This is a genomic window from Streptomyces diacarni (assembly GCF_003323715.1).
In the GTDB taxonomy this organism is placed as follows: Bacteria; Actinomycetota; Actinomycetes; order Streptomycetales; family Streptomycetaceae; genus Streptomyces; species Streptomyces diacarni.
This window is the reverse complement of record NZ_QOIN01000046.1, coordinates 112,173-126,109: the sequence shown is the minus strand read 5'-3', so window position 1 is coordinate 126,109 and position 13,937 is coordinate 112,173. Positions and strand designations below refer to the sequence as shown.

The following is a 13,937-nucleotide window of genomic DNA, read 5'->3' as shown; positions in this document are numbered from 1 at the left end:
GTGGCTCCCCTCGCCGTCAGTCGTGCTGCTCGCGCAGGAGGCCCACCATACGCCGCGTCGTGTCCGCGTCACGCGCCGCCGTGAAGGGAAGCGCGTTGTCCCCCGCGAGGCGGAAGGGGGCGTACGCGACGGTGCTGTGCGCGCCCCCCGCCTCGGTGACCGTGAGCAGCCCCGCGGCGTGGTCCCAGGCGGCCTCCCAGGTGTAGGCCACCGCGTCCAGCCGGCCCTCGGCGAGGGCGAGGTACTCCAGGCCCGCCGAGCCGGTGTCGCGTACGTCCACGCCTTCGGTGTGCAGCCCGCGCAGCGAGCGCTTCTGGGACTCGTCCGTGTAGTCCGGGTGCGAGACGGCGACGCGCAACGGCGCCCCGCTTTCGGGCGAACCCGCGTACAGGGGCTCGCCATTGACCAGGGCCCCTCCCCCGCGCCTGGCGAGGACGGTCCGGCCGAGGGCGGGGGCGTGTATCCAGGCGCCCAGGGTCTCACCGTGGTGGGCGAGGGCGACCATGGTGCAAAAACCCTCCTCCCCGGCGACGAACTGGCGGGTGCCGTCGATCGGGTCGATGATCCACACGGGCTCTTCCCCGGCGAGCGCGGCATAGGAGGCGGGGTGCGCGTGCACGCCCTCCTCGCCCACGACGGCCGATCCCGGCAGCAGCGCGCGCAGCGCGTCCGACAGGCGCTGCTCGGCGCGCTGGTCGGCGACGGTGACCAGGTCGTGGCTGCCCGACTTGGTGGTGATCTCGTCCTCGGCGAGCTTGCGCCAGCGCGGCACGACCTCCGCGTCCACCGCCTCGCGGACGGCCTCCTCCACCGCTGTCATCAGCTCGTCGTCGATCACCGCTCCATGGAAGCACGGGGCGGGGACGGGCGGCGAGACCGGGATCTACGCTGGAAACCATGACCGAACGTGACAGCGCGCCCGCGGGGGACGGCGGGTCCGGGAGCGGCGCGGCACCGCTGGTGGCGATCCTGACCGGAGCCGGGATCTCCACGGACTCGGGCATCCCCGACTACCGGGGCCCGCAGGGGGTGTGGCGCCGGGATCCGGAAGCCGAGAAGCTGGTCACCTACGCGTACTACATGGCGGACCCGGACATCCGCCGGCGCTCGTGGGCCCTGCGCGGCGAGAGCCCGGTGTGGCGGGCGCGGCCCAACACGGCGCACGACGCGATCGCACGCCTGGATGCCTCGGGTACGCCTGTCCGCGTCATCACCCAGAACGTCGACGGGCTCCACCAGGCGGCGGGCGTCCCCGAACGCAAGGTGCTGGAGCTGCACGGGAACGCCCGCTCGGTGGTGTGCACGGCCTGCGGTGCGCGCTCGACGATGGAGAGCGCGCTGACCAGGGTCGGGGCCGGGGAGGCCGATCCGGCCTGCCTGGAGTGCGGCGGCGTCCTGAAGTCCGCCACGGTGATGTTCGGGCAGGCCCTCGACGCGGAGGTGCTGGGCTCGGCCGCGGCGGTGGCCCGCGCCTGCGACGTCTTTCTCGCCGTCGGCACCAGCCTCCAGGTCCAGCCCGCGGCGTCCTTGGCGGGGCTGGCCGCCGAGCACGGCGCCAGGCTCGTCGTCGTCAACGCCGAACCCACCCCGTACGACGCGCTGGCCGACGAGGTGGTGCGCGACCCCATCAGCGAGTCCCTGCCCACGCTGCTCGCCGCTCTGCACGGCTGAGCGGCGGCCGGCTCCCGGAGGGCGGGCTGCCCTCCGGGAGCCGGCCGCCCGGGCGCTGGCCCGCCCCCACGGCCGGAGTGGTCCTCAGGAGGCCGCCCGCAGCAGACGTGAGGTCGTCACCGCGCCCGGGCTGCTCGCGGCCAGGGCGTCCGTCAGGGCGCGGCCCGCGGTCTCCAGGGCCGGGTCGTCCATGGGGTCGAGGGCGTCGAGGAGGAAGACGGCGCGCGTGGTCCGGGACGTCAGGCGGGTGCGGACGCACTGGCGCCAGTTCCAGCGCCGGCAGGTGACGCCCCTCTCGTCCCGCCAGACCACCTCGCCCGGCCGGGGGTTCTCCGTCACCGGCTCACCGCCCGACATCAGTTCGAAGGGCTCGGTGCCCTCGGCCCGGGTGAGGCGCAGCGGACCGGCGTAGTGGTCGAGGTCCTCGCCACCGAGCGGGACGACGTGCGCGACGGAGACCGCGTTGTAGATGTCGGTCAGCCGGTCGACGCGGGGCAGTCCCTCGGGAGCGCGCCGCAGGAGGGCGTCGACGCTGGGCCGTGTGCGCTTGGGCTTCGCGCCGAAGGCGCGGAACGCCTCGCGCCACGCGGCGACGTGCGGGTGCTGCTCGGGGTCGCACGCCTTGGCCTCGGCCTCGGCGAGGAGCTCCTCGCTGAAGGCGTCGCCAGGGCCCGGCTGCAGGCCCTCGGCGACGATCAGCAGCGCGCGGTAGTCCGGGCGCAGGGCGCCGACGGAGGGGTCGATGGCAGCGGCGTGCAGCCATTCGTCGGTGGTGTTCATGGTGAGCGTCTCGCTCCTCCTCGCGATAGGGGGCAGGACCGCATGGTCCACTCCACCGTACCAGCAAGTGCAACGCAACGAACTGCGAAAGCGAGGGGAACGCGCCGTCCGAAGAGCGCCGGTTTCCGGCTGGGCACTGGTCGAACATCGAGACATGGACACCGAGACGACACCCGAGACGACGACGAAGACACTGGAGACGACGATGCCCACCCACACGGCCGCCAGGCCGCTGGCCGGCAAGGCCGCCCTCGTCACCGGCGGCAGCAGAGGCATCGGGGCGGCGGTGGCGCTGCGGCTGGCAGCGGACGGCGCGGACGTGGCGCTGACGTACCAGTCGAACGAGGAGCTGGCCCGGCACGTGGCCGAGCGCGTCAAGGAGAGCGGCGCCAGGGCCTGGACCGTACGGGCCGACCTCGCGGACGCGGCGTCGGTACGGGCGGCCGTGGACGGGGCGGTCGGCGCGTTCGGGCGGCTGGACATCCTGGTCAACAACGCCGGCACCGGCGCCATGGGCGCGCTGGAGACGGTGGAGGAGACCGAACTCGACCGGGTACTGACGGCGAACGTGCGCGGCGCCTACCTGGTGGCGCAGGCGGCCGCCTCGCACTTGGCCGACGGCGGCCGGATCGTCAACATCGGCAGCTGCGTGGCCGACCACGTGCCCTTCCCCGGCATGACCCTCTACGCCATGAGCAAGGCGGCCGTCTCCGGGCTGACCAAGGGCCTGGCCCGCGAGCTGGCGGCGCGCGGCATCACCGTCAACCAGGTGGCGCCGGGACCGGTCGACACGGACATGAACCCGGCCGACGGCGACGGCGGCGCCGCCCAGGCCGCCCTCACCCTGCTGGGGCGGTACGGCACCACGGAGGAGATCGCCGACTCGGTGGCCCATCTGGTGGGCGACACCGGCCGCTGGATCACAGGGGCGTCGCTCGCGGTGGACGGCGGCTTCGCCGCCTGAATCCGCTGCGCACGGTGGTCACCGGATCCGGCTTCTGCGAGTGGGTACGGGCGGCCGCCGGCTCAGCCGCCGATTCAGGGGAACCCGCGCGCTCGCGAGCGCGCGGGTTCCGCGGTTCAGAGGGAAGCGGCGTCCTCGCCCGGCAGGCTCCGCGCCAGGGCGGCGCGGAGCGTCTCCTCGGTGAGCACGAAGTGCCGGCGGGCGACGCGCGCCGCGGTGTCGGCGTCGCCCGCCATGACGGCCCCGCTCAGCTCGCGGTGGTCGGCCAGGGCCTGCTCGACCCTGTCGCCTCGGAAGGGTTCGATGGGGAATCCCGCGCCGATGTCGGCCAGCAGCTGCCGGGCGTAGCGCACCAGAGGCTCGTTCCTCGCCGCGCGTCCGATCGCCGCGTGGAGCGCCCCGTCGGCCCGCCGCGCCCTGGCGGGTTCGCCCTCGCCCACGGCCTCGACGTACGCGGCGAGCGCGCGTTCGATGTCGCGGGAGTCCTCCTGCGTGCACCGCTCGGCGGCGGTGCGGGCGACGAGGGACTCCACCAGGGCGCGGGTGTCGAAGAGTTCGCTGATCCGCTCCCAGCGCGGCAGCAGAGTGCGGCGCACGGCGGGCCCCGACTCCTCGCGCCAGCCGGCCCGTACGTAGTGGCCGCCCGCCCTGCCGCGCACGACCTCCAGGCAGCCTGACTCGTGCAGCCGTCCGATCGCGGAGCGCACCGTGGGCCGGCCCACCTGCAAAACGGCGGCCAGGTCGCGTTCGGCGGGCAGCCGCTCGCCGACGCTGAACTCGCCCAGCGCGATCGCCGTCAGCAGCCGGTCGGCGACCTCGTCGACGGCGGAGGCCACCTTGACCGGGCCCAGCGCGCTCGCGCGCCGTCCCGGCGCGTCGGCGTCCGCTTCGCCGCCGACCGGCTCTTCCTGGTGCACCCGCGCTCCTGACTCCCCTGCGTGACCGCCCCGCCGTCCGCGGTCCACGGCGTGCGGGGCACGCGGCTGCCCGCGCCCGCCGCGGAGGGCGGCGTCCACCGTATGCCGTGACCCACCGAAAGAAAAAGGTCTTGATTGCTTACCTTTTCGGGGCGAGGATGCCTGGCGCACGGTTCGACACCCTCAAGGAGGCCCCCATGCCCTCGGCCCCGCGCCCGCAAGACGGCGCAGCACCACAGGTCCGGCACCCGCGGAGGCGGCGGTGAGCACGACCGGCGGCACCCAGGACGGTTCGGCGGAGGCACCGGCCCGGCTCGCGGCGGCCGCCGCCGCGCGCTATGAGGGGCTGGAGGTCTCGGTGTGCTGTGGACGCCTCGGCGCGCCCCCCGCCGTCACGCACCAGGCCGACCGCCCCCACTACGCGGCGAGCATGATCAAGCTCGCCGTCCTGCTGGCGGCGCACCGCGCCGGCGCGCTGGACCGCGCGGTGACCGTGCGGGAGGAGTTCGCCTCGGCCGTCGGCGGCACGTACCGCGCGGACCGGGCCTACGACAACGACGACGAGCCCTGGCACCACCTCGGCGGCGAGATGACGCTGCGCCGGCTGTGCCACCGGATGATCTGCTCCAGCAGCAACCTGGCCACCAGCGTCGTCGTCGAGCACCTCGGGCTGGGGCAGGTCGCCGCAGCCTGCCCCGAGGGCCTGGTGGTGCAGCGCCCCATCGGCGACCGGGCCGCCGCGGAGGCCGGTCTGACCAACACCGTCACCGCGCGCGCCGCCGTCCAGGTCATGCAGGCGCTGCTGGACACCGGCGACCCGCGTCTGCTGCGGCCTCTGCGCGAGCAGCGCTACACCCAGGAGATCCCGGCCGCGCTGCCGCCTGGCACCCCCGTCGCCAACAAGAACGGCTGGGTCACGGGGGTGCTCCACGACGTCGCGCTCGTCGAACCCCCCGAAGCGCCGCCCTACCTGCTCGCGGTCTGCGTGGCCGGAGGGCCCGAGGAGAGCGCCAGGTCCGCCATCCACCGCGTCGCCGAGGCCGGCTGGCTCGACCGGCAGCGGCTGGGTCAGGTCGCGCCCGGGGCCGGTACGACCGGGGCCGGCCCCGCCGAGGCCGACCCACGTGGGGCCGCTGCACCCGGTGCCGCCGCACCCGAGGGCGAGGAGTAGCCCATGCCCGTCACCGACGTGCGGACGCACCGCGTGCGCGTCCCGCTGCACACCCCCTTCGTCACCGCCGTCCGCTCCACCTCCCAGGTGGAGGCGCTCCTGGTCGAGATCCGCGACGAGGACGGCAGGAGCGGCTGGGGCGAGGCCACCGAGAACTGGCGGGTCACAGGATCCAGCATCGCCGGCGCCGAGGCGGCCGTCGCCGGGCCCCTGGCCGCCGCCGTCACCGGGAGCGACCCCGACGACCTGGAGCCCGCCACCCGGGCCCTGGCCGCCACCGTCACCGGGAACCAGGCGGCGGTCTCGGCCGTCGACTGCGCCCTGCACGACCTCGCCGCCGCCCGCCTGGGGGTGCCTCTCGGCCAACTGCTGGGCACCACCAGGCGCTCGGTCGCCACCGACGTCACCCTGGCCGTCGACACCCCGGAGCGGATGCGGGACGCCGCCCGGCGCCGCCGCGCCGAGGGGTTCACCGTGCTGAAGGTCAAGCTCGGCCGGGGCGAGCACGACGACCTGGCGCGGCTCACCGAGATCGCCGAGGCGGCGGGCGCCTCGACCGTGCTGCGGGTCGACGCCAACCAGGGGTGGACGCCGAAGGAGGCCATACGCCTCGTCCGCGCCGTGGAGGACCGCGGGCTGAACGTCGAGTTCGTCGAGCAGCCCGTCGCGGCAGGCGACATCGAAGGGCTCGCCGAGGTCACGCACGCCGTCGGGCTGCCGGTCATGGCGGACGAGTCGGTCTGGTCCCCGCGCGACGCCCTCCACCTCGTCCGGACACGCGCGGTGGACCTGATCAACGTCAAGCTCGCCAAGTGCGGTGGGCTCAGGGCCGCCCGGCACCTCGTGGCGCTGGCCGAGGCGTCGGGGGTGGGGGTGCTCTTCGGCTCGATGATGGAGACCCACGTCGGCGTGGCGGCGACCGCGGCGCTCGCCGCGACCGCCTCAGGCGGCGGGCCCGTCGCGGACCTCGACGCGGCCTGGTGGCTCACCCACTCCCCCGTGGCCGGCGGTCCCCGCTACGACGGCGCGGCACTCGTCCTGTCCGACGCTCCCGGTCTCGGCATCACGGCACTCGCCGACCCGGCGCCCGCCCTCTCTCCCCGCTGACCGCCCGCTCCCCCCGGCCGGAAGCGGAGCGGAGCGCGACCCACCGCAAGAGGCCCCTCCGGTAAGAGACCCGACCGGCAGGAAAACCAACCCGAAAGGACCCCCGTGCGCCCCACCCCCACCCGTCTGCGGCTCGCGCTCGCCTCGGCGGCCGCCCTGGCGTCCGTCGCCGCCGTCGCCGCGCCCGCCGGCGCGGCCGACGTGCCCGACGTGCCCGCCGACCCGCCCACCGCCTCCACCCCCAAGACCGCCTATGTCGACGTGGCCGTGGCCACCGTGTGGACCTCGCCCGACAGCCCCCGGCCCGTCGACAAGCCGGCCCTGACCGATCCGGTCCACCCCCGGCGGTGGCTCAAGGACATGACGCTGGACCAAAAACGCGACCTGACCAGCAGCAACATCACCCAGACGCAGGCGCTCTACGGCCGCCGGGTGCGCATCCTCGACTCCGAGGGCGACTGGTACAAGGTCGCCGTGCCCCAGCAGGCGACCCCCAAGAACCCCCTCGGCTACCCGGGCTGGATACCGAAGAACCAGCTCACGCGGGACCCCTCCTACGGCCGCGCGCTCGACACAAGGCCCGTGGTGCAGGTCGACCGGGCCACGACCACCTGGCTGTACGGCGACGCGGGCAGGCACCGGAAGAAGCTCCAGGTCAGCGCCGGCACCCGGCTGCCGGAACTCGCCCGTACCCGACGCGCCGTACTGGTCGACACGCCGGACGACAAGCCCGCCTGGGTCAGCGCGCGGGACGTCCACGTCCACCCCTCGGCCGACGCGATCCCCACGCCCACCGGCGCCGACGTCGTCACCTACGCCAAGAGCTTCCTGCACACCCCCTACGTGTGGGGCGGGCGCTCCGGTTTCGGCCTGGACTGCTCGGGGTTCACCTCCTCCGTGTACCAGACCCTCGGTCTCGACATCCCGCGCGACGCGCAGGCGCAGGCGCGGGAGGGCGGCGGTCGGCCCGTGGCCGTCTCCGACCTGAGCCCCGGCGACCTGCTCTTCTACGCCCACGACGACGGGTCGATCTATCACGTCGCCCTGTACGTCGGGGACGGCCGGACGATCGAGGCGTACGACGCGGCCACGCCGGTGCGGATCACCGAGGCCCGGCTGGACGGGGACTACTGGGGCGCGAGGCGCTTCCTGGAGGAGTGAGGGCGAGCAGGACCGGCGCACCCGGAGAGTCCGGGTGACGCCAGCCGGTCCCTCGGACCGAGCGGTGCCCGGCGCGAGAAGGCTCGCGCCGGGCACCGCGGTGTTCTCGGTCGTCAGATGACCGAGAGGATCTGGACCGTGGTCAGTCCGAGGAACGTGCCGGCGAACGCGCCGATCAGCGCGAACAGCACACCCACCGGCACCAGTTGGCGGTTGTAGGCGCTGGCGACGACCGGCGCGGAGGCGACGCCGCCGATGTTCGCGGTGCTGGCCACGGCGAGGCTGAACAGCTCGGTGCGGGTGAGCTTGGCGTACACGACCATCACCCCGGCGTGCACCACCATGACCACGACGCCGACGAGCAGGTAGAGCGGTGCGTCGGTCAGCGACGAGAAGTCGGAGCCCGAGGCGATGATGCCGATGATGAGGTAGAGCATGATCATGGCCAGCTCGGACGAGCCCGCCGTTTTCGCGAACGGGGTGACGGCGATGACCAGACCGAGGATGCTGACGATGAGGATGGTCCAGGTCGTGGCGTTGATGACGTCGCCGACCTCGGGCAGTTGCCCGCCGACCCAGGTCGCCGCCGCGGAGACGAAGAGGCTGAACCCGATGAGGGTCATCAGCGAGGTGAGGTCCATGCGGTCCTCTTCGTCGGCCGTCTCCTGCTGTGCGAAGGAGGCGGTCTTCGCCTTCGTCCAGCGGTTGAAGCGCTCGGAGAAACCGACCGAGCCGAACATCACCAGCAGCCACAGCGAGTAGATGACGGTGTCCACGATGAGGGCGTAGCCGAAGACGTTCTCCGGCGCGTGGACGACGCCCTGGACCGCCACCATGTTGGCGGAGCCGCCCGTCCAGGAGGCGGCGAGCGCGCCGAGCGCCTTCGACGCACCGTCGTCGAGCGCACCGTGCAGGAAGAGGAACGCCACGACGAATCCGGCGACGATGCTGAGCGCCGTCACGGCGTAGGTCAGCAGGAGTTTCGGGCCGAGTTTGACGATCTGCCGGATGTTGCACTTGAAGAGCAGCAGCAGAATCATCGCGGGAAGCAGCGCGTCCTGCACCGAGCCGCCGGTCGACTCGACCGAGTCGGACTCTCCGAAGAGCCCCGCGGTGTTCAACGCGGCGGTGCCCAGGTACATCAGGACGAATCCCGGAACGTAGCGGAAGAAGCGGGATCTGCCGCGCTGCGATACGAAGACGATGCACGCCGCCAGCCCTAGCAGCACGCCGAGGTACAGGAAGCCATCAGTGATCATGTGGGGGTCGCCACAGCCTTTCTGGTAAGCCGGTGCCGGCGCCTGGCGCGTACTCGACACGCAGCCGGGCACGGTCGGCACGGACATGCCTATGGAGTGCAGGGCGACTGGATCTGCGTCCGGTGGGGACCAGGCAATCGACTCGGTCCTGCCTGGTGGCTACGTGAGCCCGACGGCGGCGCGGTACTTGGTGGCGGCGTTGCGGAGCGCCGTGAGCAGCGCGCGCTGCGAGGAGCCGTGGTAGCGGGTGGTGATCCGTTCCGCCAGGAGACCTTCCTCCGTGATGCACTCTCCGGCGATCAAGCTCTTGACGAAGCTGTTCGTCAGGGCCAACGTCGCCGAGCATTCCGCATCCAGGATTCGGTGCGTGCCCTTTTCGACGACCAGCGCGATGTAGAACATCCCGAACTGCGTGGTGATCGGGTTGTTCGCAGACGCTTTCGCCTCACCGGTCACGAAGATCGACGAATCCGGCGAAGGTGTACTGGTAAACGACATGGGCATGGCGGCAGGCTAATCGCGGAGTGTCGAGGTTGGATAGTCGTCAAAGACGCTCGGGGGCAGACGTTATCGAACTGTCATCCGGCACACAAGGGCAGGTCGGAAGCCTCCCGCCGTCCCCGGTTTCCGTTCCGCGCACCCCCGGCAGCCGCAATCCATAACAGCCTTCCCTCTTACCCTGCGGGAGTTACCGCCGACCCTGGAGGCTATTCGGTTTTCGACTTGTCCGGCCACCCCTTCTCCGCGTCGCGAGGCGGGCCCGGACCGCCTTTCCCTTTCACGCCGACGGATGGCCGCACGCCGACGGATGGCCACACGTAGGCGGACGCCCGCACGTAGGCGGACGCCCGCACACCGGCAGACCTCCGCGTGCCGGTGGGCGTACGCAGGACGGCCCTTGCCGAGTGGCCGGGGCACCGCGCTCGTGGTGCTCTGGTCGGGCGGCCCGCACCAGGCCGCCCGACCGACCGGCCGAGCGCCCCGGGCCGGAGGGCCGGCCAGCAGCGCGCGAAGGCCCCCACGGGGAGCCATATCGGGCGCCGACCCGGGGAGAGGCAGGCGCAGGCCATGACCGCGACCAGCTCCAACCAGCCACCCGCGGCGCACAGCCCCGCCTACCGCGCCGTACAGGTCGGCGCCCGCGTGCTGTCCGCGGGCGGGCTCGCCGTGAACGCCTACGTCCACGCCACCCTCTCCGGCGGCTACGACCGGGTGAGCGCCGACATCAGCCAGGGCGACCTGTTCCGCATCGAGGCGGGGCTCTCCGCGCTCGGGGCGCTGCTGGTCCTGGTGAGGTGGCGCGCCGTCTCCGACGCGTTCGCCTGGCTGCTCTCGGCGGCCGCGCTGGTGCTGCTGCTGGTGTACGCGTTCGTACATGTCGGCGAGCTGGGGCCCTTCCCCGACATGTACGAGCCCGAGTGGTTCGACGACAAGCGGCTCGCCGTCGTCGCCCTGTCCTGCACGCTGGTGATGTCCACTTTCCTGCTGGTCAGCCACTCGCGCAGGTCCCGGCGGCTGGGCACGGACGTATGGTTGGAGACCGGTCGGGGCAAATGGCGCAGATAGGTGGTCCGGGGTGCACGGGGAGTACAAGGTTCCGGGCGGCAAGCTCGTGGTGGTGGACCTGGACGACGAGGGCGGGGTGCTGCGCGACGTCCGCGTGGCGGGGGATTTCTTCCTCGAACCCGACGAGGCCCTCACCGCCATCGACCAGGCGCTCGAAGGCGCGCCCTCCGACACCGACACGGCGGGACTCACCGCCCGCGTCGAGGCGGCACTGCCCGAGGGAACCGTGATGTACGGCCTCACCGCCGAAGGGGTCGCCGTCGCCGTGCGCCGCGCTCTCGCGCAGGCCACCGACTGGACCGACTACGACTGGCAGCTCATCCACGAGTCACCGCAGTCGCCCGCCCTCCATATGGCTCTCGACCAGGTCCTCACCGAGGAGGTCGCCGCGGGGCGCCGCGCGCCGACCCTGCGCGTGTGGGAGTGGGACTCCCCCGCGGTCATCATCGGCAGCTTCCAGTCGCTGGGCAACGAGGTGGATCCAACAGGCGCCGCCCGGCACGGGGTGACGGTGGTGCGGCGGATCTCCGGGGGCGGCGCGATGTTCGTGGAGCGGGCGAACACCATCACCTACTCCCTCTCGGTGCCCGCCTCGCTCGTCTCGGGCCTGTCGTTCGCCGACTCCTACGCCTACCTGGACGACTGGGTGCTCACCGCGCTCGGCGACATGGGGATCAAGGCCTGGTACGTGCCGCTCAACGACATCGCCTCGAAGGAGGGCAAGATCGCGGGTGCCGCCCAGAAGCGCCTCGCCCAAGGCGGTGGCGCGGTGCTGCACCACGTGACGATGTCCTACGACATCGACGTGGACAAGATGCTCGACGTGCTGCGGATCGGCAAGGAGAAGATGTCCGACAAGGGCACCAGGAGCGCCAGGAAGCGGGTCGATCCGCTGCGCCGCCAGACGGGTCTGCCGCGCGGCGAGGTCATCGAACGGATGATCGCCTCCTTCCGCGGCCGCTACGGCCTGACCGAGGGCGGCGTGACGCCCGAGGAGATGGCACGCGCCGAGGAGCTGGCGCTCTCCCGGTACAGCAGCGAGGAGTGGACGGCCAGGGTGCCGTGACGGGGCGCCGGGCTCCTCCAGCCGAAGAACCCGGCAGCGGTTCCCCGGCTGGAGTGCGCGGCGCGGGCCCCGGAGTCGATCATCAGCCGGGATTCTCAGCCGAGGTCCTCAGCCGGGGTCCTCAGCCGAAGTCCGCCGCGTGGTCGGCCACCCACTGGCGGTAGGTGAGCGGCGGGCGGCCGAGGAGGCGCGCCGTGTCGGGGGCGACTGTCTCGGGGGTGGTCTCCATCGCGGCGTGGGCGTCCAGGATGGCGTCCGCGTAGACCGGCGGGACGCCCGCGCCGATCAGTTCGGTTCTGGACTCGGCACGGGAGACGCGCTCCACCGTGAGGGGGCGGCCCAGGACCTCGCGAAGGGTGGCGACCTGTTCGGCCTGGGTGAGCACATCGGGGCCCGTGATCTCGGGGGCCGTGGCCACCAGTTCGTCGGTCAGCAGGGCGCGGACGGCCAGCGCGGCGATGTCGGCCTCGTGGACGAGGGCGCGTCCCGCCTGCGGAGAGGCGGTGCGTACGGGGCCGCCCGCGCGCACGTGCGCGGCCCATCCCAGGGTGTTGCTCGCGAAGCCGCCAGGGCGCAGGAGCGTCCACTCGGCACCGGACCCGCGCACCAGGCGTTCGAGGCGGGCGTGGGTGCCAAGGATGTCCGCCTCCCTCTCCTCGGCGGCCTCGCCCGTCTTGGCAGCCTCGCCGGCCGACTTCCCGGCCTCGCCGGCCTCGGGGACGCCGCGCGCGGAGAGGTAGACGAGGCGGCGGGCGTGCTCGGCGAGGAGGGTAACGGTCTCGGCCGCGCCGCGTGCGTGGGGCAGCGGCCACATGAGGAAGACGCCGTCCACCTTCGCCGTCACAGCCGCCGCCAGGCTCGCGGGGTCGGCGAGATCGCCGCGTACGGGCTCGACCCCGTCGGGGAGTCGGGTGGCGGCACAGCTTGCGGAGGCGGGCACCCGGGTGCCCGCCTCCGCAAGCTGTGCCGCCACCTGCCCGCCGACCTTTCCTGTGGCTCCGGTCACCAGAATCACGGTGGTTCTCCTTCGTAGCGAGGTGAGAAATCCGCACGGCCGCCGCGTGCGGTGGGGCGTGCGGACACCAGAGTGCAAGTTGAAGTGCGCTTCACTTCAACAGCGTGCTCTGCCACCGCCTCCTCGCCCTGATGCCGAAGCCGGGCGCCTGCCGCCGCCCCGGCCCCCACGCTCACCGCGTCGGGCGGCGTCACTCCGGTGGCCCGCCCGGCGTTGCCGGCCGCGCGGGGCGCGGCGAGGCTTGCGGCATGATTCCGGCGAACACGACTGGTGAGGGCGGCACGACGGTCGTCTACGGCGCCGACCCGCAGGCGCCTGAACCCGGACCGCCGGTGCTGGACCTGTACCTGGACCTGCGCTGCCCCTACTGCCGGGCCGTGGAGAACGCGCTGGGGGACACGATGCGGCAGCTCGCCGACGCGGGTGAGTTCGTGCTCCACCACCACTTCGGCACCTTCATCGACGCCCAGTTGGGCGGGCACGGCTCGCACCGGGCGCTGGCCGCGCTGGGCGCCGCGGCCGACGTCGGCCAGCCGCAGTTCCTGACGTATCTGCACACCCTCTACCGCAACCAGCCGCACGAGGAGCACGACGGCTTCGCCGCCGAACGCATGCTGCTGGGCCTGGCCAACGACGTGCCGAGGCTGCGCAGCCACACGTTCGACGACGCCGTCCTCGACCCGGCCTACGACTCGTGGGCGCGGCGGGTCGGCCGTGTCTTCGACGCGAGCGGCGTCGCGGCGACCCCGACGGTGCTCTTCCGCGACCGCCCCGTCGCCGTCCTCGACGCCGCGGGCGAAGCGGTGCGGCCCGAGCAGTTCACGGCGCAGATCCACGACGCGACGGAGTGAGGAACGGCAGGCGGACAGCCGAGGGACACGGTGAGCAGCATGGCCGAGGAGCAGCAGCGGATCGAGTTCTCCGACAACGCCGCCGAGGGCCGCTACGAGGCCCGCATCGGCGGCACCCTGGCGGGGGTGGCGCAGTATCTGCGGGCCCCGGGCGTGGTCGCGGTGACGCACACCGAGGTCGAACCGGCCTTCGAGGGCAGGGGCGTGGGCGGCGCCCTCTCGCACCACATCCTGCAGGCCGTGCAGGAGGCGGGCGAGAAGGTCGCACCCGTCTGCCCGTACTTCGCGCGCTACATCCGCGAGCACCCCGACTACCAGCCGCTGGTCTACGACAAGCACGACAAGCACGAGCCCGGCTGAACGGCCGGGGCGCCCCGCGGTCGCTCCGCACGGCAGCGGCCCGTCGCCC

At 73.1% G+C, this 13,937-nt stretch carries 15 protein-coding genes; 9 read left to right on the top strand and 6 right to left on the bottom strand.

Features of this window, described 5'->3' with window-relative positions:
- Positions 1-16 precede the first annotated feature (16 nt).
- Entirely contained in the window at positions 17-838 is an 822-nt protein-coding gene (locus DTL70_RS17455; protein WP_425470379.1) for an inositol monophosphatase family protein, read from the bottom strand.
- Positions 839-897: 59 nt separating this feature from the next.
- Here DTL70_RS17455 and DTL70_RS17450 point away from each other — a divergent pair, with 59 nt between their 5' ends.
- Entirely contained in the window at positions 898-1,671 is a 774-nt protein-coding gene (locus tag DTL70_RS17450) for an SIR2 family NAD-dependent protein deacylase (protein WP_114022880.1), read from the top strand.
- Between the two features lie 84 nt (positions 1,672-1,755).
- Here the strand turns inward: DTL70_RS17450 and DTL70_RS17445 are convergent, their stop codons facing one another.
- Positions 1,756-2,451 carry a B3/B4 domain-containing protein gene (locus DTL70_RS17445; RefSeq protein ID WP_114022879.1) on the bottom strand — a complete coding sequence of 232 codons (696 nt, stop codon included), beginning with the start codon at positions 2,449-2,451 and terminating at the stop codon, positions 1,756-1,758.
- Positions 2,452-2,605: 154 nt separating this feature from the next.
- Here DTL70_RS17445 and DTL70_RS17440 point away from each other — a divergent pair, with 154 nt between their 5' ends.
- Positions 2,606-3,415, top strand: coding sequence for a 3-oxoacyl-ACP reductase family protein (locus DTL70_RS17440; protein WP_425470378.1), 810 nt, complete (start codon positions 2,606-2,608; stop codon positions 3,413-3,415).
- 116 nt (positions 3,416-3,531) lie between these two features.
- Here the strand turns inward: DTL70_RS17440 and DTL70_RS17435 are convergent, their stop codons facing one another.
- A complete protein-coding gene (locus DTL70_RS17435; RefSeq protein WP_114022878.1) occupies positions 3,532-4,332 on the bottom strand; it encodes a FadR/GntR family transcriptional regulator in 801 nt (266 codons plus the stop codon).
- Between the two features lie 262 nt (positions 4,333-4,594).
- Between DTL70_RS17435 and DTL70_RS17430 the strand changes: the two genes are divergently transcribed.
- From DTL70_RS17430 to DTL70_RS17420, 3 genes are all read left to right on the top strand, one after another.
- A complete protein-coding gene (locus DTL70_RS17430; protein WP_114022877.1) occupies positions 4,595-5,503 on the top strand; it encodes a serine hydrolase in 909 nt (302 codons plus the stop codon).
- A gap of 3 nt (positions 5,504-5,506) precedes the next feature.
- A complete protein-coding gene (locus tag DTL70_RS17425) occupies positions 5,507-6,610 on the top strand; it encodes a mandelate racemase/muconate lactonizing enzyme family protein (RefSeq protein ID WP_114022876.1) in 1,104 nt (367 codons plus the stop codon).
- Between the two features lie 105 nt (positions 6,611-6,715).
- Positions 6,716-7,771 (top strand): C40 family peptidase, encoded by a 1,056-nt coding sequence (locus tag DTL70_RS17420; RefSeq protein ID WP_114022875.1) that lies wholly within the window; start codon positions 6,716-6,718, stop codon positions 7,769-7,771.
- A 113-nt stretch (positions 7,772-7,884) separates the two neighbouring features.
- Here DTL70_RS17420 and DTL70_RS17415 read toward each other — a convergent pair whose 3' ends face one another.
- Together DTL70_RS17415 and DTL70_RS17410 are read right to left on the bottom strand one after the other, a co-directional pair.
- Complete coding sequence (locus tag DTL70_RS17415; protein ID WP_114022874.1) at positions 7,885-9,030, bottom strand: DUF819 family protein; 1,146 nt, start codon at positions 9,028-9,030, stop codon at positions 7,885-7,887.
- Positions 9,031-9,189: 159 nt separating this feature from the next.
- Positions 9,190-9,534 carry a DUF3870 domain-containing protein gene (locus tag DTL70_RS17410; protein WP_220183627.1) on the bottom strand — a complete coding sequence of 115 codons (345 nt, stop codon included), beginning with the start codon at positions 9,532-9,534 and terminating at the stop codon, positions 9,190-9,192.
- 564 nt (positions 9,535-10,098) lie between these two features.
- Here DTL70_RS17410 and DTL70_RS17405 point away from each other — a divergent pair.
- Positions 10,099-10,596 (top strand): hypothetical protein, encoded by a 498-nt coding sequence (locus DTL70_RS17405; protein WP_114022873.1) that lies wholly within the window; start codon positions 10,099-10,101, stop codon positions 10,594-10,596.
- Positions 10,597-10,606: 10 nt separating this feature from the next.
- Positions 10,607-11,662 carry a lipoate-protein ligase LplAB gene (gene lplAB, locus DTL70_RS17400; RefSeq protein ID WP_114022872.1) on the top strand — a complete coding sequence of 352 codons (1,056 nt, stop codon included), beginning with the start codon at positions 10,607-10,609 and terminating at the stop codon, positions 11,660-11,662.
- 121 nt (positions 11,663-11,783) lie between these two features.
- On the opposite strand, the gene DTL70_RS17395 is transcribed toward lplAB, so the two are convergent.
- The gene (locus DTL70_RS17395; RefSeq protein WP_114022871.1) at positions 11,784-12,677 is read right to left on the bottom strand and encodes an NAD(P)H-binding protein; all 894 of its coding nucleotides are present in this window, start codon (positions 12,675-12,677) and stop codon (positions 11,784-11,786) included.
- A 248-nt stretch (positions 12,678-12,925) separates the two neighbouring features.
- Between DTL70_RS17395 and DTL70_RS17390 the strand changes: the two genes are divergently transcribed.
- Together DTL70_RS17390 and DTL70_RS17385 are read left to right on the top strand one after the other, a co-directional pair.
- The gene (locus DTL70_RS17390) at positions 12,926-13,528 is read left to right on the top strand and encodes a thioredoxin domain-containing protein (protein ID WP_114022870.1); all 603 of its coding nucleotides are present in this window, start codon (positions 12,926-12,928) and stop codon (positions 13,526-13,528) included.
- A gap of 39 nt (positions 13,529-13,567) precedes the next feature.
- Complete coding sequence (locus DTL70_RS17385) at positions 13,568-13,888, top strand: GNAT family N-acetyltransferase (protein ID WP_114022869.1); 321 nt, start codon at positions 13,568-13,570, stop codon at positions 13,886-13,888.
- The last annotated feature ends 49 nt before the right edge of the window (positions 13,889-13,937 follow it).